Source organism: Streptomyces sp. NPDC001315, assembly GCF_042896175.1.
In the GTDB taxonomy this organism is placed as follows: domain Bacteria; phylum Actinomycetota; class Actinomycetes; order Streptomycetales; family Streptomycetaceae; genus Streptomyces.
Window position 1 is genome coordinate 94,702 of sequence record NZ_JBIAWZ010000019.1, and the last position, 21,247, is coordinate 115,948.

Here is a 21,247-nt window from a genome sequence, read left to right on the forward strand (position 1 = left end):
CCCGCGGACCAGGTGTGCGACGAGCGTCAGCCGGTCCGCCGGATGAGCGCCAGGTACATCGCGTCGGTCCCGTGCAGATGCGGCCACAGCTGTACGTCGGGACCGTCGCCCAGCGCCGGTACGCCGGGCAGCAGGGGCCGGGCGTCGATCAGCTCGGTCTCCGGGAACTGCTTGAGCAGGTCGGCGACCACGGCGCGGGTCTCGGCGAGGTGCGGCGAGCAGGTGGCGTAGCCGACGACACCGCCGACCCGCACCGACTCGAGGGCCGTACGCAGCAGACCCCGCTGGAGCGGCGCGAAGCCGTCCAGGTCCTCCGGCCGGCGCCGCCACCGCGCTTCGGGTCGCCGCCGCAGGGCGCCCAGCCCCGTGCACGGCACGTCCATCAGCACCCGGTCGAAGGAGCCGGGCCGCCACGGCGGCCGGGTGCCGTCGCCGGCGATGACCTGGTAGGGCCCGGGATTGCCGGCCAGGGCCTTCGCCACGAGGCCGGCCCGGTGCGGCTGCTTCTCGGAGGCGAGCAGCATCGCACCGCGCTCGGCGGCGAGGGCGGCGAGCAGCGCGGCCTTGCCGCCGGGCCCGGCACACCCGTCGAGCCACTTCTCGTCCGTCCCCTCGACCGGCGCGTTGGCGAGCGCGAGCGCGACCAGCTGGCTGCCCTCGTCCTGCACCCCCGCCCGGCCGTCCTTCACGGCCTCGATGGCGCCGGGCTCGCCGCCCTCGGTGAGGCGCACCGCGTACGGCGACCAGCGCCCCGGCACGGCGGCCTCCTCCCGCAGCAACTCGTCCGTGGTGCCACGCCCGGGCCGGGCGACCAGGGTCACCTCGGGCCGCTCGTTGTCGGCCTCCAGCAGGTTCTCGATCCCGGCCCGCCCGCCGCCCAGCGAGTCCCACAGCGCGGAGACGACCCAGCGCGGGTGCGAGTGCACGACGGCGAGATGGTCCTCGGGGTCCTCGTCGTAAGGCGGCGCGATCTGCTCCAGCCACGCGTCGAGATCGTGCTGCGCGACCTTCCGGAGCACGGCGTTGACGAACTTGGCCCGCCCGTCACCGAGCACGACCCGGGCGAGTTCCACGGAGGCGGAGACAGCAGCGTGGGTCGGAATCCGTGTCCCGAGAAGCTGATGCGCGCCGAGGCTCAGCACGTCCAGCACCGGCGGATCGACTTCCCTCAACGGCCGGTCGACGCAGGCGGCGATGACGGCGTCGTACGTCCCCTGCCGCCGCAGCGTCCCGTACACCAGCTCGGTGGCGAGGGCGGCGTCCCGCCCGTCGAAGTCACCCTTCTCCCGCGCCTTGCGCAGCAGCGGCGGCAGAACGAGGTTGGCATACGCGTCCCGCTCGTCCACGGCTCTCAGCGCCTCGAAGGCGAGGAAGCGGACGGGGTCCTTCTGGGGCCGTCGGTAGGGCTTGCCGGGCTTGCGGGGCCGACGGGAGGTGTCGCTCACGAAAAAGGTGCTCCGGATGTCAGATGGGATACGCCCCAAGCGTACGTCCCACCGGTCCCGGCGCTCCTCTCCGGTGTTCCTGCCGGCCTCCGCCCCACGCTCCTGCCCCGCTACTCCCCGAGGCTCTCCCCGTCCCCGATCCGCACGCCCCGCGCCCAGTCCGCCGCCCGCATCGGCTTCTTGCCCTGAGCCTGCACCCACAGCAGCTCGACGGCGTACGAGCCGGTGCCGACGTAGACGTTGTTCTTGCCGACGTCCAGGGCGCCCGGGGCCAGGTCGGTCCGCTCCGGCAGGGGCGTGACATGGATGAGTTTCAGCCGCTCGCCGCGGAAGACGGTCCAGGCACCGGGCGCGGGCGTGCAGCCGCGGACGACCCGGTCGACCCGCAGCGCCGGGGCGGCCCAGTCGACCTGGGCGTCCTCGACGGCGATCTTCGGCGCGACGGTGATGCCCTCGCTCGGCTGCGGCAGCGCCTTCAGGCTTCCGTCCTCGATCCCGTCCATGGTCGCGGCCAGCAGCCCGGCGCCCGCGAAGGCGAGCCGGGTCAGCAGGTCACCACTGGTGTCGGTGGGCCGGACGACCTCGGTGACGGTGCCGTAGACGGGCCCGGAGTCGAGCCCCTCCTCGATGAGGAAGGTGGAGGCCCCCGTGATCTCGTCCCCCGCCATGATGGAGTGCTGCACGGGCGCGGCCCCGCGCCAGGCGGGCAGCAGCGAGAAGTGCAGGTTGACCCAGCCGTGGGCGGGGATGTCCAGGGCCACCTTGGGCAGCAGGGCGCCGTAGGCGACGACGGGGCAGCAGTCGGGCGCGATCTCCCGCAGCCGCTCCAGGAACTCCGGGTCGCGCGGCTTCCCGGGCTTCAGCACCTCGATCCCGGCCTCCTCCGCCCGCTGGGCCACGGGCGACGCGACCAGCCTGCGCCCGCGCCCGGCCGGCGCGTCCGGCCGCGTGACGACGGCGGCCACCTCGTGCCGCCCGGAGGCGATCAGGGCGTCCAGAGCGGGAACGGCGACCTCGGGGGTACCGGCGAAGACGAGCTTCATGGGTGGGATCGGGCCTCTCGGGCGGGATGGGCAACGGCAGCGCACAAGTCTATGACCCCGCAGGAACGGCCGCCGACGGCTGCACCCCCCACGGGAGAGCCCGGCCTCTTCGTCCGACTGGAAACAGGTGGTGCGCGGGTGGGAGAGAAGAGCGCCCGGCCGAAGGCCCGGGCGCACAACACACCCGCACGCCGGGGGCGTACGCATATGCCCCTACGCCCCCACACCGTGACCAGCGGAGCGCATGCGCGTTGGTCAAGAAAGAGTTGACCACAACGGGCCGCCTGAGCGGCCCAATTCCTTTCAACGCCGGTTCGAGAGGCTTGTTCATGGCCGACCACGCAACCCACGACGCCCAGGCCCGGGCCAGCCTGCACTTGCTGGTGCGGGACATCGAGCGGGTCCGCCGCCAGGTGGACGCGCTCCGTACGCTCACCGCGCAGCTGGGCAACGTCTACCGTCCACGCCGCTCCGGCCCCTCCACGGGCTTCGTCGTGTACGGACGCGCCCCCGCCCCGACGGTCCGTCTCGCCCAGGAACTGCGGGACAGTGTCGAGACCCTGGTCACGGCCGCGGTCGACTTCGACCGCTCGCTCGGCTTCTCGTGGGACGCTGTGGGCTCCGCACTCGGTGTCACCAAGCAGGCGGTCCACCGCCGTTACGGCGCCCGTCGCGCCGCGGCCCAGGCGGCCGCCGAGGCCGAACGGACCGCGGACCCCTCGGCCGCCCGCACGGTCAACGTGGGCACCGCCACCGCCACCGGCATCGCCGCGGTGCCGACGGTCCCCGCGGCCCGCTCGATGCCGACCCAGCCGACGGCGGGCAGCCCCGCACTGCGCGACGAGGTCAGACCGACGGTCTTCCCCGCCCCCCGCAACGGCTGACGCACCTTCACCCTGCCCTCCCGGCAAGCCCCGGGAGGGCAGCCGCATGCTGCCCGGTCTCATGGAACCCTCTCCCGGAGCGCCCCGGTCCGACCGTGAGTCCCGCCGGCTGAACCCGGGCCTCACCGCAGGAGCAGGACCCTCCACCGGGAAACGCGGCCCTCACCCGATGTCGGGCGGATCGATCCGCACCCGCACCGGTTCGCCTCCGGCGCTGTCTCCGCCGCCTCCCCCGCCCGTGCCCCGAGCCATCCGCGCGGCCTGCGCCGCCTTCAGCGCTGCCGCCAGCGCGGCGCCGCTCCCCGGCGGTACCCGGATCAACGCACGCTCCCAGTGCTCCCCCGGCGGCGGCGCCCCCGGCCGCCGCGAGCGTCCCGCCACCGTGCCGGGCACCGGTACAGGCCCCAGCACCTCGGCTTCCCGAGGCAGTTCGGCCGAACCCAGGAACCCGGAGACCGCCTCCGCGGGGCCGGACACGGCCGCCATCCGGGACACCGGTGGAAAGCCCAACTCGGCCCGCTCGGCGAGCTCCCGCACCGCATGGCCGACGGGGTCCCACCGCACCAGCGCCTGCACGGGCCGTAGGGTCGGCTCGGCGACGACGGCCACGGCCCCGCCGGCGCCCTGCGGCCGCACGAGCGCGGCCGCGGCGATCCACCGGCGCAGGGCGTCCTCGCCGGCCCGCAGATCGGGTCGCCCGAGCATGGCCCAGCCGTCGAGCAGCAGGGCCGCCGCGTAGCCGCCCTCGGCGACGGGCTCGGCCCCCGGTGTGCTCACGATCAGCGCGGGTGTCCCCGGCACGGTGTCCAGCACATGCTCACGCCCGGAGGTCCGCACCGGCACCGCCGGAAACGCCCGCCCCAGTTCCTCGGCGGTGCGTCGCGCCCCCACGACCTGGGCCCGCAACCGGAACGACCCGCACTCCGGACAGTGCCAGGCACCTTCCTCGCGCCCGCACCACCCGCACCACAGCGTCCCGCCGTCCCGCGCCTCCAACGGCCCGGCACAGTGCCGGCACCGCGCAGGCGCCCGGCACTGCGCACAGGCCATCCGCGGCACGTACCCGCGCCGGGGCACCTGCACGAGCACCGGGCCGTGCCGCAGTCCTTCCCGGGCCACCTGCCAGGCCAGGGTCGGCAGCCGGGCGGCCCGCGCGGCCTCGTCCCGGGCCAGATCCAGGTCCCCGACGGTCCGTACGAGCGGAGCGACGCGCCGCACCTGCTCGCGCCCGGCGACAAGCGGCCGTGCCCATCCGCTCTCGACGAGCTGCGCCGCCTCCACGGTGCAGCCCCAGCTCCCCAGCAGGAAGGCGCACTTGTCCTGGGCCGCCCGCAGCAACAGCACCTCACGCGCATGCGGCTGGGGGGCGTGCTGCTCGCTGTGGCTGTCGTCGCCGTCGTCCCAGAGGGCCACCAGCCCGAGATCCCGCACGGGGGCGAACATGGCGGCCCGCGTCCCGACCACGGCCCGTACGGATCCCCGTCGCACCGCGAGCCACTCCCGGTACCGCTTCTCGGGCCCGGCGTCGGCGGTGAGCAGCGCGTGCCGCCCCTCCCCCAGCAGCGCGGTCAACGCGGCATCGACACGCGATGCGGCCCGCCCGTCCGGCACGACGACGAGCGCCCCCCGCCCGGAGGCGAGCGTCGCGGCGACGGCCCGCGCCAGTTCCTCGCTCCACTGGGGCCCTGGCAGGGCGTTCCACACGGCGCGCGGCGACTCTCCCGAGGCCAGGGCGTCCAGAAACGCGGCCCCCCGCTCATACCGGCACCAGGAGCCCGCCTCGGGCGCACCGGGCGGCGGCAACGGAGCCGGTGAGGGCCGCTGCTCGGCCCTCGCGCTGCGGGGCGGCACGGCGAGCTGGAGCACATCGGCGAGACTCCCGGCGTACCGGTCGGCCACGGCCCGCGCCAGCCTCAGCAACTCCTCGCTCAGAACGGGCTCGGGCGAAACGACCTGGGCAAGAGCGGCCAACGGCCCGGAGTAGTCGGACTCGGCTCGCCGCTCCACGAGAAACCCGCCGATGAGTCCCCCGCCCTCGCGCCGCCCTTCCCGCACCCGATGCCGCCCGGCCCCGAACCGCACCCGCACCCGCACGCCGGGCTGCGCATCCGCGTCCAGCTCCTCGGGAACGGCGTAGTCGAAGTACCGGTCGAGATGCAGGACGCCTTTGTCGACGAGCACCCGCGCAACGGGCAGTTCCTTCGCCAACGCGGCCCCCCGCCATGTCCGCGGCTTGGCCCGCGGCACCTTGGCGTTGCGCACGCTCTCCCGAATGAACGCGAGCTGCTCGGGCGGCGCCCCCTCGGCCCCGCCCGTCCCCGTCTCGTTCTCGCTGCTCACCCTTGCATTCTTACCAAACGGGACTGACAACACGGGACTGACGAACGACGGCGCCCGAGCCCCCAGGGCCTCCCGAGATCCACCTGGCAGCGGCAACACCATTCCAGATTCACCGCGCGCCCATGGGCGCACTCCACCGAAGGAACCGCGGCCTTCGCACCGGGAGGTCACCAGCGTACGAATCCGCTCCCCTGCGCCGCCAGTCGTTTCCGCTCCCTTGCGCTGCGCGGTCTCCGGCGCCCGAACATGACACGGGCCCGGCTCTCCCGAGAGAGGAGAGCCGGGCCCGGACACACAGCCACAGCCTGGGGTCTACAGCCCCGCAGCCTGCCGCAGCGCCTCCACTCGGTCCGTGCGCTCCCACGTGAAGTCGGGGAGCTCACGGCCGAAGTGGCCGTACGCCGCGGTCTGGGCGTAGATCGGGCGGAGCAGGTCGAGGTCGCGGATGATGGCGGCCGGCCGGAGGTCGAAGACCTCGTCGATCGCCTTCTCGATCTTCTCGGCGTCGATCTTGGCGGTGCCGAAGGTCTCGACGAAGAGGCCGACGGGCTCGGCCTTGCCGATCGCGTAGGCGACCTGGACCTCGCAGCGGGAGGCAAGGCCCGCGGCGACGACGTTCTTGGCGACCCAGCGCATCGCGTACGCCGCCGAGCGGTCGACCTTGGACGGGTCCTTGCCGGAGAAGGCGCCGCCGCCGTGGCGGGCGAAGCCTCCGTACGTGTCGATGATGATCTTGCGGCCGGTGAGGCCGGCGTCGCCCATGGGGCCGCCGATCTCGAAGCGGCCGGTGGGGTTGACCAGCAGGCGGTAGCCCTCGGTGTCCAGCTTGATGCCGTCGTCGAGGAGCGCCTTCAGCTCCGGCTCCACGACGAACTCGCGGATGTCGGGGGCCAGCAGCGACTCCAGGTCGATGTCGCTGGCGTGCTGGGAGGAGACGACGACCGTGTCCAGGCGGACCGCCTTGTCGCCGTCGTACTCGATGGTGACCTGCGTCTTGCCGTCGGGGCGCAGGTAGGGGATGGTGCCGTTCTTGCGGACGTCCGACAGACGCTTCGACAGACGGTGCGCCAGGAAGATCGGCAGCGGCATCAGGGTCGGCGTCTCGTCGCTCGCGTAGCCGAACATCAGGCCCTGGTCGCCCGCGCCCTGCTTGTCCAGTTCGTCTTCGTCGCCCTCGACCCGGGACTCGTACGCCGTGTCGACGCCCTGCGCGATGTCCGGGGACTGCGAACCGATCGACACCGAGACGCCACAGGAGGCGCCGTCGAAGCCCTTCTTCGAGGAGTCGTAGCCGATCTCGAGGATCTTCTCGCGCACGAGCTGCGGGATCGGTGCGTAGGCCTTGGTGGTGACCTCTCCGGCCACGTGCACCAGACCGGTGGTGATCAGGGTCTCGACAGCGACCCGAGAGGTCGGGTCCTCGCGCAGAAGCGCGTCGAGAATGGTGTCGCTGATCTGGTCAGCGATCTTGTCGGGGTGACCCTCGGTCACAGACTCCGAAGTGAACAGGCGACGGGACACAACGCTCCCTGGGGTTGCAGCGGCTGCTGGCTGATCATTGGCGGACGGGACAGGGCTGCGCCTGGCGTCGTCCGAGAGACAGTTTATCGGTCGCGCTCGGCCACGGCCCCACCTGTCTCGCCTCTCGGGAGCGCTGTGACCTGCGGCACGGGCATTCTGCCCAATGCCGAGCGGGCTTGACCAGGGCCGCCACGCCCGAATGTGCGGGGCGGAAGCGATCCTTGTGCTGAATGAAACATTCAGCCCAGGCGTTGCGCCACCAGGTCCCACACGGTCTCGGCCAGGGCCTCCTTCGGGCCGTACGGCACGGGTGTCTCGGTGCCGTCGGCGCCCAGCACCACGGCCTCGTTCTCCTCGGAACCGAAGGTCTTGCGCTCCCCCACCTCGTTCACCACGAGCAGGTCGCAGCCCTTGCGCCGCAGTTTGGTGCGGCCGTTGGCGAGGACGTCGTCGGTCTCGGCGGCGAAGCCGACGACCACCTGGCCGGGGCGCGCCCGATCGGCGGAGATCTCCGCGAGGATGTCCGGATTCCGTACGAGGACGATGGAGTCCGGGTCCTGCCCGTCCTTCTTCTTGATCTTTCCGGCCGCGTACGCCGCCGGGCGGAAGTCGGCCACCGCGGCCGCCATCACGACCGCGTCGGCGTCCGCGGCAGCCTTGAGCACGGCCTCGCGCAGCTGCACGGCCGTGCCGACCTGGACGACATCCACGCCCGCCGGGTCGGGCAGGCCGGTGTTCGCGGCGATCAGCGTCACCCGGGCGCCCCGCGCCGCGGCCGTCCGGGCGAGGGCGTAGCCCTGCTTGCCCGAGGAGCGGTTGCCGAGGAAGCGCACCGGGTCGAGGGGCTCGCGCGTGCCGCCGGCACTGACGACGACATGGCGGCCGGCGAGGTCCGGCTCCGTCACGCCCCGGGCGAGCACCCGGCGGCAGACCTCGAAGATCTCGCCCGGGTCGGGCAGCCGGCCCTTGCCCGTGTCGACGCCGGTGAGGCGGCCCACAGCCGGCTCGATAACGACCGCGCCCCGGCGGCGCAGCGTGGCCACGTTCTCCTGGGTGGCCGGGTGCTCCCACATCTCCGTGTGCATCGCGGGGGCGAAGACGACGGGACAGCGGGCGGTGAGGAGCGTGTTCGTGAGCAGGTCGTCCGCCAGGCCGTGGGCGGCCTTGGCGAGCATGTCGGCCGTGGCCGGGGCGACGACCACCAGGTCGGCGTGCTGGCCGATGCGGACGTGCGGGACCTCGTGGACGTCGTCCCAGACCTCGGTCGAGACGGGGTGGCCGGAGAGGGCGGACCAGGTGGCGGCTCCGACGAAGTGCAGCGCTGACGCGGTGGGGACGACTCGCACGTCGTGGCCCGATTCCGTCAGTCTGCGCAGCAGCTCACAGGCCTTGTACGCGGCAATGCCACCACTGACCCCCAGAACGACCTTCGGCTTGTCCACCGTCTCTCCCCGGACTCGGCTCACGTGCGCTGACGCACGACTCCATCACACACCACAGGCCCGGCAGTCGCGCTGCCGGGCCTGTGGAAAAGCCAACCGCAAGCTGAAAATACTACTGCGCCGGGCCCTCGACGGCCTCGGACGTCAGCAGCCCCGCGTTGATCTCGCGCAGGGCGATCGAGAGCGGCTTCTCGTGGACGTGGGTGTCGACGAGAGGACCGACGTACTCGAGGAGGCCCTCGCCGAGCTGCGAGTAGTACGCGTTGATCTGGCGGGCCCGCTTGGCCGCGTAGATCACGAGGCTGTACTTCGAGTCGGTGGCCTCGAGGAGCTCGTCGATCGGCGGGTTGATGATGCCCTCGGGCGCGGAGATGGAAGAGGACACGCTCTACCTTCCGATGGATGGGAAAAGATCGGTCGTGATCACACGCTCGTGATCACACAACATCCATCAAGGCTAGCAGCTCGCGCGCCACGTCCTCGACGGAGGTGTTGACCAGGGTCACATCGAACTCCGGCTCGGCCGCCAGTTCGATCTTCGCCGCCTCCAGGCGGCGCTCGATCACCTCGGGCGGCTCGGTGCCCCGGCCGGTGAGCCTGCGCACGAGCTCCTCCCAGGAGGGAGGAGCCAGGAACACCAGCTGGGCCTCGGACATGGACTCGCGGACCTGCCGGGCGCCCTGGAGGTCGATCTCCAGGAGGACCGGCACCCCGGCCTCCAGGTGCTCCAGCACGGCCTGGCGGGGCGTGCCGTAGCGGTTGCCGGCGAATTCGGCCCACTCCAGCAGCTCGCCGTTGGCGATCAGCTTGTCCATCTCGTCGTCGGTGACGAAGAAGTAGTGGACTCCGTGCTTCTCGCCGGGGCGGGGCTTGCGGGTCGTCGCCGACACCGAGAGCCACACCTCGGGGTATTCCTTGCGCATATGGGCGACGACCGTGCTCTTGCCGACCCCTGAGGGGCCGGAGAGCACGGTCAGCCGCGGACGTACGTCCGGGGGTACGGGGGTCGTCCCCCGGGGTGTTGCAGCCATGCAGCGATTATTCCAGCAATCCTGGGGTGCCCGGGACGCCAGTCCCGGACGACCCGGTGCTCAGGAGCCGGTGCTGCCGAACTCGCGCTCCAGGGAGGCGATCTGGTTGGAACCGAGACCACGCACGCGGCGGCTCTCGGAGATACCGAGTCGCTCCATGATCTGCTTGGCGCGGACCTTGCCCACGCCGGGCAGGGACTCCAGCAGGGCGGAAACCTTCATCTTGCCGATGACGTCGTTTTCCTGGCCCTGCTTGATGACCTCGTGAAGGGAGGCGCCGGAGTGCTTGAGTCGATTCTTGACCTCGGCCCGCTCCCGGCGAGCCGCGGCGGCCTTTTCGAGCGCGGCTGCGCGCTGTTCGGGGGTAAGGGGCGGAAGAGCCACGCCTACGTCACCTCGGATGTCGAACTGTCGGATACGGACCGGTGAGGAACCTAGTCGCCCCACACCTGAGGAGCTACGAGCAACACGCTTGCCCGTTCTCCCCCACTGCTTCAAACGCGTGGGAGGTGCCCCCACTCGTCGGAGACTAGCGGCCAAGTCCGCCAGAGTCAGCGAGAACAGAGGAAAAGTCCTGGTCAGCCTCTGTCAGGACTGGATATTTCAGACATACTGCCCCGGATTTGAGGATGTATCCAGCCTCAAGCCGACCAGGAGGCACTCGCCGGAGGTCCCCGAAGGGCCTCAGGCGGCTGCCACAGCCGCCCGGATCTCCTCCGCGAAGCGGTCCGCGGCGACACGCAGCGCGCCGACGTCGGGACCGTGGCGCAGCACACCCCGGCTGACGTTCGGCACGACGTTGCGGACCGCGGCACCGAAGACCCCGGGAAGGTCGGCCGGGGTTGCCCCCTGGGCGCCGATGCCGGGCGCGAGGAGCGGACCGTTGATGCCGAGGTCGTACGACGACAGATCGCCCAGCGTGGCGCCGACCACAGCCCCGAAGGAGCCCAGGGGCTGCTCCCCCGCGTTCTCGGCCGCCAGGTGGGCCAGCATCGTCGCACCCACGTTCCGCCCGTCCGCGCGCACCGCGTGCTGGACCTCGCCGCCCTCCGGGTTGGAGGTCAGGGCGAGCACGAACAGACCCGCACCGCTCTCGCGCGCCAGGGCGACGGCCGGACTCAGCGATCCGTAGCCGAGGTACGGCGAGACGGTCAGCGCGTCCGAGAACAGCGGGGCGTCCTTGTGGAGGAAGGACTCGGCGTACGCGGCCATCGTCGAGCCGATGTCGCCACGCTTGGCGTCCATCACGACCAGCGCACCGGCCGCCCTGGCCTCCGCGACCGCCTTTTCCAGGACGGCGAGACCGCGCGAGCCGAAGCGCTCGAAGAAGGCGCTCTGCGGCTTCAGGACGGCGACGCGGTCCGCCATCGCCTCGACGACCGTGCGGCTGAACCGCTCCAGGCCGGCCACGTCGTCGTTCAGGCCCCACTCGGAGAGCAGGGAGGCATGCGGGTCGATGCCCACGCACAGCGGGCCGCGCTCGTCCATCGCGCGGCGCAGCCGGGCGCCGAAGGGTTCCAGAGAGCTCATGCGGCCTTCCTTACGTCGGCGCCGACCGCGTCGGCGAGGGTGGCGTACGGGCTCGTGCGCAGGCGTGCGGCGAGCCCCTTGTGGATCGCGCGTGCCCAGAAGGGCCCCTCGTAGATGAAGGCGCTGTAGCCCTGGACCAGCGTGGCGCCCGCCAGGATGCGCTGCCAGGCGTCCTCGGCGTTCTCGATGCCGCCGACGCCCACGAGGGTGATCCGGTCGCCCACGCGCGCGTAGAGGCGGCGCAGGACCTGCAGGGAGCGTGCCTTCAGGGGGGCGCCGGACAGACCGCCGACCTCCTTGACCAGCGAGGGTTCGGATTTCAAACCGATCCCCTCGCGCGCGATGGTGGTGTTCGTGGCGATGATCCCGTCCAGGCCGAGCTCGACGGCCAGGTCGGCGACGGCGTCGACGTCCTCGTCGGCAAGGTCCGGAGCGATCTTCACCAGCAGCGGGACACGGCGGTCGGTCACCGTACGGTCGGCGGCCTCGCGCACGGCGCTCAGCAAGGGGCGCAGCGCCTCGGTGGCCTGGAGGTTGCGCAGGCCCGGGGTGTTCGGGGAGGAGACGTTCACCACCAGGTAGTCGGCGTACGGCGCCAGCCGCTCGGTCGACTTCACGTAGTCGCCGGCGGCCTCCGCCTCCGGGACGACCTTCGTCTTGCCGATGTTCACGCCCACGACGGTCCTGAAGACCGCCTCACGGGCGGCCAGGCGGGCCGCCACGGCCGCCGAGCCCTCGTTGTTGAAGCCCATGCGGTTGATCAGCGCCCGGTCCGCCACAAGGCGGTACAGCCGCTTCTTGGGGTTGCCCGGCTGCGCCTCGCCCGTGACCGTGCCGATCTCCACGTGGTCGAAGCCGAGCATCGACATCCCGTCGACGGCGACGGCGTTCTTGTCGAAGCCGGCCGCGAGCCCGAACGGGCCGTGCATCCGCAGCCCGAAGGCCTCGGTGCGCAGTTCCTTGTAGCGGGGTGCGAGGGCGGCCGCGACGAAGGTACGCAGCACGGGGATGCGGACGGCGAGCCGGATCCAGCGGAAGGCCAGGTGGTGGGCCTGCTCCGGGTCCATCCGTTTGAAGACGAGCTGGAAGAAGAGCTTGTACATGATTCAGTGTCCTCACGAAGAGGGGGACACCGTTTCCGGTGTCCCCCTCAGGGCTGCTAGTCGCGGGCCGCGGTCAGGTGTTCCGCGTGTTCCTGGAGCGAACGGACACCCACGTCACCGTGGTTGAGGGCGTCGATGCCCTGGACGGCGGCGGCGAGCGCCTGGACCGTCGTCAGGCACGGGACCGACCGCGCCACGGCCGCCGTACGGATCTCGTAGCCGTCGAGGCGGCCGCCGGTGCCGTACGGGGTGTTGACGATGAGGTCGACCTCGCCGTCGTGGATCAGCTGGACGATCGTCTTCTCGCCGTTCGGACCGGTGCCCTCGGACTGCTTGCGCACGATGGTGGCGTTGATGCCGTTGCGCTTGAGGACCTCGGCCGTGCCGGAGGTGGCGAGCAGCTCGAAGCCGTGGGCGACCAGCTCGCGCGCCGGGAAGATCATCGAGCGCTTGTCGCGGTTGGCGACCGAGATGAAGGCGCGGCCCTTGGTCGGCAGCGGGCCGTACGCGCCGGCCTGCGACTTGGCGTACGCCGTGCCGAAGACGGAGTCGATGCCCATGACCTCGCCGGTGGAGCGCATCTCCGGGCCGAGGACGGTGTCCACGCCACGGCCGGAGGTGTCCCGGAAGCGGGTCCAGGGCAGCACGGCCTCCTTGACGGAGATCGGCGCGTCGAACGGAAGCTCGCCGCCGTCACCGGTCGCCGGGAGCAGCCCCTCGGCCCGCAGTTCGGCGACGGTCGCGCCCAGCGAGATCCGGGCTGCGGCCTTCGCCAGCGGCACCGCGGTCGCCTTCGAGGTGAAGGGGACGGTGCGCGAGGCGCGCGGGTTGGCCTCGAGGACGTAGAGGATGTCGCCCGCCATCGCGAACTGGATGTTGATCAGACCGCGCACGCCGACGCCCTTGGCGATCGCCTCGGTCGAGGCCCGCAGGCGCTTGATGTCGAAGCCGCCCAGCGTGATCGGCGGCAGGGCGCACGCCGAGTCGCCGGAGTGGATGCCGGCCTCCTCGATGTGCTCCATGACGCCGCCGAGGTACAGCTCCTCGCCGTCGTAGAGGGCGTCGACGTCGATCTCGATCGCGTCGTCGAGGAAGCGGTCGACCAGGACCGGCCGGGTGGGGCTGATCTCGGTCGACTCGGCGATGTAGGACGACAGCCGGGTCTCGTCGTAGACGATCTCCATGCCACGCCCGCCCAGGACGTACGAGGGCCGGACGAGGACCGGGTAGCCGATCTCGTCCGCGATGGCCTTGGCCTCGTCGAAGGTGGTGGCGGTGCCGTGCTTCGGGGCCGGGAGGCCGGCCTCCGCGAGCACGCGCCCGAAGGCGCCCCGGTCCTCGGCCGCGTGGATGGCCTCGGGGGGAGTGCCCACGACCGGCACGCCGTTGTCCTTCAGCGCCTGCGCCAGGCCCAGCGGGGTCTGGCCGCCGAGCTGGACCACGACACCGGCGATCGGACCGGCCAGCGACTCGGCGTGGACGATCTCCAGCACGTCTTCCAGCGTCAGCGGCTCGAAGTACAGGCGGTCGGAGGTGTCGTAGTCGGTGGAGACGGTCTCCGGGTTGCAGTTGACCATCACGGTCTCGTAGCCGGCGTCGCTCAGCGCGAAGGAGGCGTGGACGCAGGAGTAGTCGAACTCGATGCCCTGGCCGATGCGGTTCGGGCCGGACCCCAGGATGATCACGGCGGGCTTCTCGCGGCGCGCGACCTCGGTCTCCTCGTCGTAGGAGGAGTAGAAGTACGGCGTCTTCGCGGCGAACTCGGCGGCGCAGGTGTCGACCGTCTTGTAGACCGGGCGGATGCCCAGGGCGTGCCGCACCTCGCGCACGACGTCCTCGCGCAGCCCGCGGATCTCGGCGATCTGCTGGTCGGAGAAGCCGTGCCGCTTGGCCTCGGCCAGCAGGTCGACGTCCAGGCGCTCGGCCGCGGCCAGTTCGTCCGCGGTCTCCTTGATGAGGAAGAGCTGGTCGACGAACCACGGGTCGATCTTCGTGGCCTCGAAGACCTCCTCGGGCGTGGCGCCCGCGCGGATGGCCTGCATGACCGTGTTGATCCGGCCGTCGGTCGGCCGGACGGCCTCTTCCAGAAGGCGGGCCTTGTCGCCGGGCTCGCCGACGAACGTGAACTGGCTGCCCTTCTTCTCCAGCGAGCGCAGCGCCTTCTGGAGCGCCTCGGTGAAGTTGCGGCCGATGGCCATGGCCTCGCCGACCGACTTCATGGTGGTCGTGAGTGTCGAGTCCGCCGACGGGAACTTCTCGAAGGCGAAGCGCGGGGCCTTCACGACCACGTAGTCGAGCGTCGGCTCGAAGGAGGCCGGGGTCTCCTGCGTGATGTCGTTCGGGATCTCGTCGAGGGTGTAGCCGACGGCGAGCTTGGCCGCGATCTTGGCGATCGGGAAGCCGGTCGCCTTGGAGGCGAGCGCCGAGGACCGCGACACGCGCGGGTTCATCTCGATGACGATGACGCGGCCGTCCACCGGGTTCACCGCGAACTGGATGTTGCAGCCGCCGGTGTCGACGCCGACCTCGCGGATCACGGCGATGCCGATGTCGCGCAGGATCTGGTACTCGCGGTCGGTGAGCGTCATCGAGGGCGCCACGGTGATCGAGTCACCGGTGTGCACGCCCATGGGGTCGAAGTTCTCGATGGAGCAGACGACCACGACGTTGTCGTGCTTGTCGCGCATCAGCTCCAGCTCGTACTCCTTCCAGCCGAGGATGGACTCCTCCAGGAGCACCTCGGTGGTGGGCGACAGAGTCAGGCCCTGGCCGGCGATGCGGCGCAGTTCCTCCTCGTCGTGCGCGAAGCCGGAGCCGGCGCCGCCCATGGTGAAGGACGGGCGGACGACGACCGGGTAGCCGCCGAGCTCGTCGACGCCGGCGACCACCTCGTCCATGGTGTGGCAGATCACGGAGCGGGCGGACTCGCCGTGCCCGATCTTGCGGCGGACCTCCTCCACGACGTCCTTGAACAGGTCGCGGTCCTCGCCCTTGTTGATGGCCTCCACGTTGGCGCCGATCAGCTCGACGCCGTACTTCTCGAGGACGCCGTTCGTGTGCAGCGAGATCGCGGTGTTGAGGGCCGTCTGACCGCCCAGGGTGGGCAGCAGCGCGTCCGGGCGCTCCTTGGCGATGATCTTCTCGACGAACTCCGGGGTGATCGGCTCGACGTAGGTCGCGTCGGCGATCTCCGGGTCGGTCATGATCGTCGCCGGGTTGGAGTTCACGAGGATGACCCGCAGGCCCTCGGCGCGCAGGATGCGGCACGCCTGGGTGCCGGAGTAGTCGAACTCGGCGGCCTGGCCGATGACGATCGGGCCGGAGCCGATGACCAGGACGGACTGGATATCGGTGCGCTTAGGCACGCTGGCCCTCCATCAGGGATACGAAGCGGTCGAACAGGTAGGCGGCGTCGTGCGGTCCCGCTGCCGCTTCGGGGTGGTACTGGACGGAGAAGGCCGGCTGGTCGAGCAGCTGCAGCCCCTCCACGACGTCGTCGTTCAGGCAGACGTGGGACACCTCGGCGCGGCCGAAGGGCGTCTCGCTGACCTTGTCGAGCGGCGCGTCCACGGCGAAGCCGTGGTTGTGCGCGGTGACCTCGACCTTGCCGGTCGTACGGTCCTGGACCGGCTGGTTGATGCCGCGGTGGCCGTACTTCAGCTTGTAGGTGCCGAAGCCGAGGGCGCGCCCGAGGATCTGGTTGCCGAAGCAGATGCCGAACAGCGGCGTCTTCCGCTTCAGGACCGCGGTCATCAGCGCCACGGGGCCGTCTGCGGTCGCCGGGTCACCGGGTCCGTTGGAGAAGAACACCCCGTCGGGGGCGACCGCGTAGACGTCCTCCTCGGTCGCCGTCGCGGGCAGCACGTGCACCTCGATGCCGCGCTCGGCCATGCGGTGCGGCGTCATGCCCTTGATGCCGAGGTCGATGGCGGCGACGGTGAACTTCTTCTCGCCGACCGCCGGGACGACGTAGGCCTCCTCGGTGGCGACCTCCTCGTACAGGCTCGCGCCCTTCATGTGCGGCTGGGCCTGCACGCGCGCGAGGAGCTCGGATTCCGGTGCGATGGCCTCACCGGAGAAGATGCCGGCCCGCATGGAGCCGCCCTCGCGCAGGTGGCGGGTGAGGGCGCGGGTGTCGATCCCGGAGATGCCGACCACGCCCTGCTTGACGAGCTCGTCGTCGAGGGAGCGCTTGGCGCGCCAGTTGGAGGGCACGCGTGCGGGGTCGCGGACGACGTAACCGGACACCCAGATGCGGCTGGACTCGTCGTCCTCGTCGTTCCAGCCGGTGTTGCCGATCTGGGGGGCGGTCGCGACGACGATCTGCCGGTCGTACGACGGGTCGGTGAGGGTCTCCTGGTAGCCGGTCATGCCGGTGGAGAACACCGCTTCGCCGAAGGTCTCCCCCACGGCCCCGTAGGCACGGCCGCGGAAGACCCGGCCGTCCTCCAGGACGAGTACCGCGGGAACCTTGCCGGTTCCCCTTGTGGAGGTCGTCATCGTGCGCCTTCCGTTTCCGTCTTGTTGATCATTGAGTTAATGACGTCGACCCACTCGTTGTGCTCCGCCGCGCGGTCGGAGCGGAACCCGGAGTCGATCAGCTTGTCGCCGTGCGCCCAGGTCACGACCAGCAGGCCGCCCTCGGTGAGGACCTTGCCGGCGATTCCCTTGTCGAGCCGTGCCTCGCGCAGGGCCCCGAGCGGAACGAAGAAGTCGCTCGCCCCGGGGCGTACGACGTCCAGGCCCGCGTCGGTCAGCGTGAGCTCGACCCGGCTGCGGGTGCCCAGGCCGCGCGCCACGATGCGGTCCAGCCACTGCCCGGCGGTGGTGGAGCCGTGGTAGCGGCCGCTCATGCCCAGTCTCACCGGGCCGGGCTCCTCCGGCGCGCTGGGCAGCTCGGGCAGGTCGCTCTGGAGCGTGCCACGCCATTTCCAGCCCTCGCGCATCAGCCAGTAGACGAGCGCGACGAAGAGCGCGAGTCCGACGAGCCAGCCGGCGCGGGCGGCCCAGTCGGTGACCTCGGCCGATTTCTTCTCGGCGGCCAGCAGGATTACAGGTGTCACGTGAGCTTCCCGTCGACGAGGGTGGCCTTGCCCCGGAGCCACGTGTGGGTGACACGGCCCGGCAGCTCGCGGCCCTCGTAGGGAGTGTTGCGGCTGCGCGAGGCGAAGCCCGCGGGGTCCACCTGCCCACGGTATTCCGTGTCCACGAGGACGAGGTTCGCGGGCTCACCTGCCGAGACGGGTCGTCCATGGCCCTTGGCCTGCCCGATCTGCGCCGGCTTGACGGACATGCGGTCGGCGACGCCCGCCCAGTCGAGCAGTCCGGTGTCGACCATCGTCTCCTGGACCACCGACAGTGCGGTCTCCAGGCCGACCATGCCCATGGCGGCCGCGGCCCACTCGCAGTCCTTGTCCTCGTGCGGGTGCGGAGCGTGGTCGGTGGCGACGATGTCGATCGTGCCGTCGGCGAGCGCCTCGCGCAGGGCGAGCACGTCCCGCTCGGTGCGCAGTGGCGGGTTGACCTTGTAGACCGGGTTGTACGAGCGCACCAGCTCATCGGTGAGGAGCAGGTGGTGCGGGGTGACCTCGGCGGTGACGTCGATGCCGCGGGACTTGGCCCAGCGGACGATCTCGACGGACCCGGCGGTCGACAGGTGGCAGATGTGGACGCGCGAGCCGACGTGCTCGGCGAGCAGGACATCCCGGGCGATGATCGATTCTTCGGCCACCGCGGGCCAGCCGCCGAGACCCAGCTCGGCGGAGACGACGCCCTCGTTCATCTGGGCGCCCTCGGTCAGCCGCGGCTCCTGCGCGTGCTGGGCGACGACACCGCCGAAGGCCTTCACGTACTCCAGCGCCCGGCGCATGATCACGGCGTCGTCGACGCACTTGCCGTCGTCGGAGAAGACGGTGACGCCGGCGGCCGACTCGTGCATGGCGCCCAGCTCCGCCAGCTTCCTGCCCTCCAGGCCGACCGTGACGGCACCGATGGGCTGCACGTCGCAGTAGCCGTGCTCCTGCCCGAGCCGGTAGACCTGCTCGACGACACCGGCGGTGTCGGCGACCGGGAAGGTGTTGGCCATGGCGAACACGGCGGTGTAGCCGCCGGAGGCCGCGGCCCGGGTGCCGGTCAGGACGGTCTCGGAGTCCTCGCGGCCCGGCTCGCGCAGATGGGTGTGCAGGTCGACCAGGCCCGGCAGCAGCACCTTGCCGTCGGCTTCGACGACCTCGGCGCCGTCGGCGCCGAGACCGACGCCCACCTCGGCGATCGTTCCGCCGTCGATCAGCACGTCCTGCGGCTCGCCGCCGAGCACCTTCGCACCACGGATCAGGATCTTGCTCATCGTTCTTACTTCTCCTCGGTGGTGCGGGCGTGGTTGAGGGCGGGCTCGTTGCCGCCGAGCAGCAGGTAGAGGACGGCCATGCGGATGGAGACGCCGTTGGCGACCTGCTCGACGACGGTGCAGCGCTCGGAGTCGGCGACCTCGGCGGTGATCTCCATGCCGCGGACCATCGGGCCGGGGTGCATCACGATGGCGTGCTCGGGCATCTTCGCCATGCGGTCGCCGTCGAGACCGTAGCGCCGCGAGTACTCGCGCTCGGTCGGGAAGAAGGCGGCGTTCATGCGCTCGCGCTGGACGCGCAGCATCATCACGGCGTCGGACTTGGGGAGCGCGCTGTCGAGGTCGTACGACACCTCGCAGGGCCAGGTCTCGATGCCGACCGGCACCAGGGTGGGCGGGGCGACGAGGGTGACCTCGGCGCCGAGGGTGTGCAGCAGGTCGACGTTGGAGCGGGCGACCCGGCTGTGCAGGACGTCGCCGACGATGGTGATCCGCTTGCCGGCGAGGTCCTGGCCGATCCCGGCGTCCCGGCCGACGAGGCGGCGGCGCATGGTGAAGGCGTCCAGCAGGGCCTGGGTGGGGTGCTGGTGAGTGCCGTCGCCGGCGTTGACCACGGCGGCGTCGATCCAGCCGGAGGTGGCCAGGCGGTACGGGGCGCCCGAGGCGCCGTGCCGGATGACGACGGCGTCGACGCCCATCGCCTCAAGCGTCTGGGCGGTGTCCTTCAGGGACTCGCCCTTGGACACGCTCGACCCCTTGGCGGAGAAGTTGATGACATCCGCGGACAGTCGCTTCTCGGCGGCTTCGAAGGAGATCCGGGTACGGGTCGAGTCCTCGAAGAAGAGGTTGACGATGGTGCGGCCGCGCAGGGTCGGCAGTTTCTTGATCGGACGGTCGGCCACCCGGGCCATCTCCTCGGCGGTGTCGAGGATCAGGACGGCGTCGTCGCGGGTGAGGTCGGCGGCCGAGATGAGATGACGCTGCATCTTTCAGGCTCCGTAAGGCAGTTCAAGTATCGGGAGATTCCGGGCAGGCAGGGGCGCGCCGAGAGGGCGTACGCCGCAGACGTACGCCTTCGTGTGGCTACTGCTCGCCCGGGGCGGTCTGCTTCGCACCGAGCAGCACGGTGTCGCGACCGTCCTCCTCGGCGAGCTGGACCCTGACCGCCTCCCGCAGCGACGTGGGGAGGTTCTTGCCGACGTAGTCGGCGCGGATGGGCAGTTCGCGGTGGCCGCGGTCGACGAGGACCGCGAGCTGCACCGCGCGCGGGCGCCCGATGTCGTTCAGGGCGTCGAGGGCGGCACGGATGGTACGGCCGGAGAAGAGCACGTCGTCGACGAGGACGACGAGGCGGCCGTCGATGCCGTCACCGGGGATCTCGGTGCGGGCCAGCGCACGCGGCGGGTGCATGCGCAGGTCGTCGCGGTACATGGTGATGTCGAGGGAGCCGACCGGGATCTTTCGGCCGGTGATCTCCTCGAGCTTGACGGCGAGCCGCTGGGCGAGGAAGACGCCCCGGGTCGGAATGCCGAGGAGCACCACGTCGTCGGCGCCCTTGGCGCGCTCGACGATCTCGTGGGCGATGCGGGTCAGTACCCGCGCGATGTCGGGGCCTTCGAGAACGGGCCGGGCATCGGAAGCTTGCGTGTCCATATGAAACGGACCTCCTTCTCCGCCTCACGGGACGGACCTTAAAGGACGTCGGGATTGCGCCATCCACGGTAGCAGGCCGGGACGACACCCCTGATCACCCCCCTGGCGTAACCGATCGTCGATACCACGGAAGCGTCGGTGTGGACCATTCGGCTTGACGCAGAAGAATCACGCTGCGTAACCTCACAGTGAGTTACCAACTGCGTGGCATGGAATCAAAGCCAGCCGCGTCGACCCAGTGCCGGGGAGCTATATGTCCAGCGAATACGCCAAACAGCTCGGGGCCAAGCTCCGGGCCATCCGCACCCAGCAGGGCCTTTCCCTCCACGGTGTCGAGGAGAAGTCCCAGGGACGCTGGAAGGCGGTCGTGGTCGGTTCGTACGAGCGCGGTGACCGTGCCGTGACCGTACAGCGCCTTGCCGAGCTGGCGGATTTCTACGGCGTTCCCGTACAGGAGCTGCTGCCGGGCACCACCCCTGGCGGCGCCGCCGAGCCGCCGCCGAAGCTGGTGCTCGACCTGGAGCGCCTTGCCCATGTGCCGGTCGAGAAGGCGGGCCCCCTGCAGCGGTATGCGGCCACGATCCAGTCGCAGCGCGGTGACTACAACGGCAAGGTGCTCTCGATCCGCCAGGACGACCTGCGCACCCTCGCCGTCATCTACGACCAGTCGCCCTCGGTCCTCACCGAGCAGCTGATCAGCTGGGGCGTTCTCGACGCGGACGCGCGCCGCGCGGTCTCCCACGAGGAGAGCTGAGCGGGACCCAGCTTCAGCAGAAACGTGGCGCCCGGGGGGGGGGGGGGGGGGCGGGGGGGGCCCCCCCCCCCCCGGGGGGGGGGGGGGGGGGGGGGCACGGGGGGCCACCCCCGAAAGCCCGGAGGGGCGGGGGGCCCCCCCCCGCGCGGCCGGGG

Annotated in this window: 18 protein-coding genes; 2 read left to right on the forward strand and 16 right to left on the reverse strand. The window is 71.3% G+C overall.

Annotated elements, in window-relative coordinates:
• Nucleotides 1-26: 26 nt before the first annotated feature.
• Entirely contained in the window at nucleotides 27-1,445 is a 1,419-nt protein-coding gene (locus ACFY16_RS34415) for an RsmB/NOP family class I SAM-dependent RNA methyltransferase (protein WP_390651150.1), read from the reverse strand.
• A gap of 110 nt (nucleotides 1,446-1,555) precedes the next feature.
• On the reverse strand, nucleotides 1,556-2,488 hold the full coding sequence (gene fmt, locus ACFY16_RS34420; RefSeq protein WP_390651151.1) for a methionyl-tRNA formyltransferase: 933 nt from the start codon (nucleotides 2,486-2,488) through the stop codon (nucleotides 1,556-1,558).
• Between the two features lie 329 nt (nucleotides 2,489-2,817).
• Between fmt and ACFY16_RS34425 the strand changes: the two genes are divergently transcribed.
• A complete protein-coding gene (locus tag ACFY16_RS34425) occupies nucleotides 2,818-3,372 on the forward strand; it encodes a hypothetical protein (protein WP_390651152.1) in 555 nt (184 codons plus the stop codon).
• Nucleotides 3,373-3,534: 162 nt separating this feature from the next.
• On the opposite strand, the gene ACFY16_RS34430 is transcribed toward ACFY16_RS34425, so the two are convergent.
• From ACFY16_RS34430 to pyrR, 14 genes are all read right to left on the reverse strand, one after another.
• Nucleotides 3,535-5,712, reverse strand: a complete 2,178-nt coding sequence (locus ACFY16_RS34430; protein ID WP_390651153.1) for a primosomal protein N' — start codon at nucleotides 5,710-5,712, stop codon at nucleotides 3,535-3,537.
• Nucleotides 5,713-6,024: 312 nt separating this feature from the next.
• Entirely contained in the window at nucleotides 6,025-7,233 is a 1,209-nt protein-coding gene (metK, locus tag ACFY16_RS34435) for a methionine adenosyltransferase (RefSeq protein WP_390651154.1), read from the reverse strand.
• Nucleotides 7,234-7,472: 239 nt separating this feature from the next.
• Nucleotides 7,473-8,675, reverse strand: coding sequence for a bifunctional phosphopantothenoylcysteine decarboxylase/phosphopantothenate--cysteine ligase CoaBC (gene coaBC / locus ACFY16_RS34440; RefSeq protein ID WP_390651155.1), 1,203 nt, complete (start codon nucleotides 8,673-8,675; stop codon nucleotides 7,473-7,475).
• 112 nt (nucleotides 8,676-8,787) lie between these two features.
• Nucleotides 8,788-9,060 (reverse strand): DNA-directed RNA polymerase subunit omega, encoded by a 273-nt coding sequence (gene rpoZ / locus ACFY16_RS34445; RefSeq protein WP_003988945.1) that lies wholly within the window; start codon nucleotides 9,058-9,060, stop codon nucleotides 8,788-8,790.
• A 52-nt stretch (nucleotides 9,061-9,112) separates the two neighbouring features.
• The gene (gene gmk / locus ACFY16_RS34450) at nucleotides 9,113-9,706 is read right to left on the reverse strand and encodes a guanylate kinase (protein WP_390651156.1); all 594 of its coding nucleotides are present in this window, start codon (nucleotides 9,704-9,706) and stop codon (nucleotides 9,113-9,115) included.
• A gap of 60 nt (nucleotides 9,707-9,766) precedes the next feature.
• Complete coding sequence (locus ACFY16_RS34455; RefSeq protein ID WP_003977346.1) at nucleotides 9,767-10,090, reverse strand: integration host factor; 324 nt, start codon at nucleotides 10,088-10,090, stop codon at nucleotides 9,767-9,769.
• Nucleotides 10,091-10,390: 300 nt separating this feature from the next.
• Nucleotides 10,391-11,236: an orotidine-5'-phosphate decarboxylase gene (gene pyrF / locus ACFY16_RS34460; protein WP_390651158.1), complete on the reverse strand. Its 846-nt coding sequence runs from the start codon at nucleotides 11,234-11,236 to the stop codon at nucleotides 10,391-10,393.
• On the reverse strand, nucleotides 11,233-12,339 hold the full coding sequence (locus ACFY16_RS34465) for a quinone-dependent dihydroorotate dehydrogenase (protein ID WP_390651159.1): 1,107 nt from the start codon (nucleotides 12,337-12,339) through the stop codon (nucleotides 11,233-11,235). The genes pyrF and ACFY16_RS34465 overlap by 4 nt, the downstream gene beginning before the upstream one ends.
• A gap of 56 nt (nucleotides 12,340-12,395) precedes the next feature.
• Nucleotides 12,396-15,704, reverse strand: a complete 3,309-nt coding sequence (gene carB / locus ACFY16_RS34470) for a carbamoyl-phosphate synthase large subunit (RefSeq protein WP_390651160.1) — start codon at nucleotides 15,702-15,704, stop codon at nucleotides 12,396-12,398.
• A complete protein-coding gene (gene carA, locus ACFY16_RS34475; protein WP_390651161.1) occupies nucleotides 15,697-16,839 on the reverse strand; it encodes a glutamine-hydrolyzing carbamoyl-phosphate synthase small subunit in 1,143 nt (380 codons plus the stop codon). Before carA ends, carB begins: the two co-directional genes overlap by 8 nt.
• Entirely contained in the window at nucleotides 16,836-17,402 is a 567-nt protein-coding gene (locus ACFY16_RS34480; protein ID WP_390651162.1) for a hypothetical protein, read from the reverse strand. Before ACFY16_RS34480 ends, carA begins: the two co-directional genes overlap by 4 nt.
• Nucleotides 17,399-18,685, reverse strand: coding sequence for a dihydroorotase (locus tag ACFY16_RS34485; RefSeq protein WP_390651163.1), 1,287 nt, complete (start codon nucleotides 18,683-18,685; stop codon nucleotides 17,399-17,401). Before ACFY16_RS34485 ends, ACFY16_RS34480 begins: the two co-directional genes overlap by 4 nt.
• Nucleotides 18,686-18,690: 5 nt before the next feature.
• Nucleotides 18,691-19,671: an aspartate carbamoyltransferase catalytic subunit gene (locus ACFY16_RS34490; protein WP_390651164.1), complete on the reverse strand. Its 981-nt coding sequence runs from the start codon at nucleotides 19,669-19,671 to the stop codon at nucleotides 18,691-18,693.
• A 97-nt stretch (nucleotides 19,672-19,768) separates the two neighbouring features.
• A complete protein-coding gene (pyrR, locus tag ACFY16_RS34495) occupies nucleotides 19,769-20,338 on the reverse strand; it encodes a bifunctional pyr operon transcriptional regulator/uracil phosphoribosyltransferase PyrR (protein WP_355494992.1) in 570 nt (189 codons plus the stop codon).
• Nucleotides 20,339-20,591: 253 nt separating this feature from the next.
• On the opposite strand from pyrR, the gene bldD reads away from it, so the two are divergent.
• On the forward strand, nucleotides 20,592-21,092 hold the full coding sequence (bldD, locus tag ACFY16_RS34500; protein ID WP_009313753.1) for a transcriptional regulator BldD: 501 nt from the start codon (nucleotides 20,592-20,594) through the stop codon (nucleotides 21,090-21,092).
• The last annotated feature ends 155 nt before the right edge of the window (nucleotides 21,093-21,247 follow it).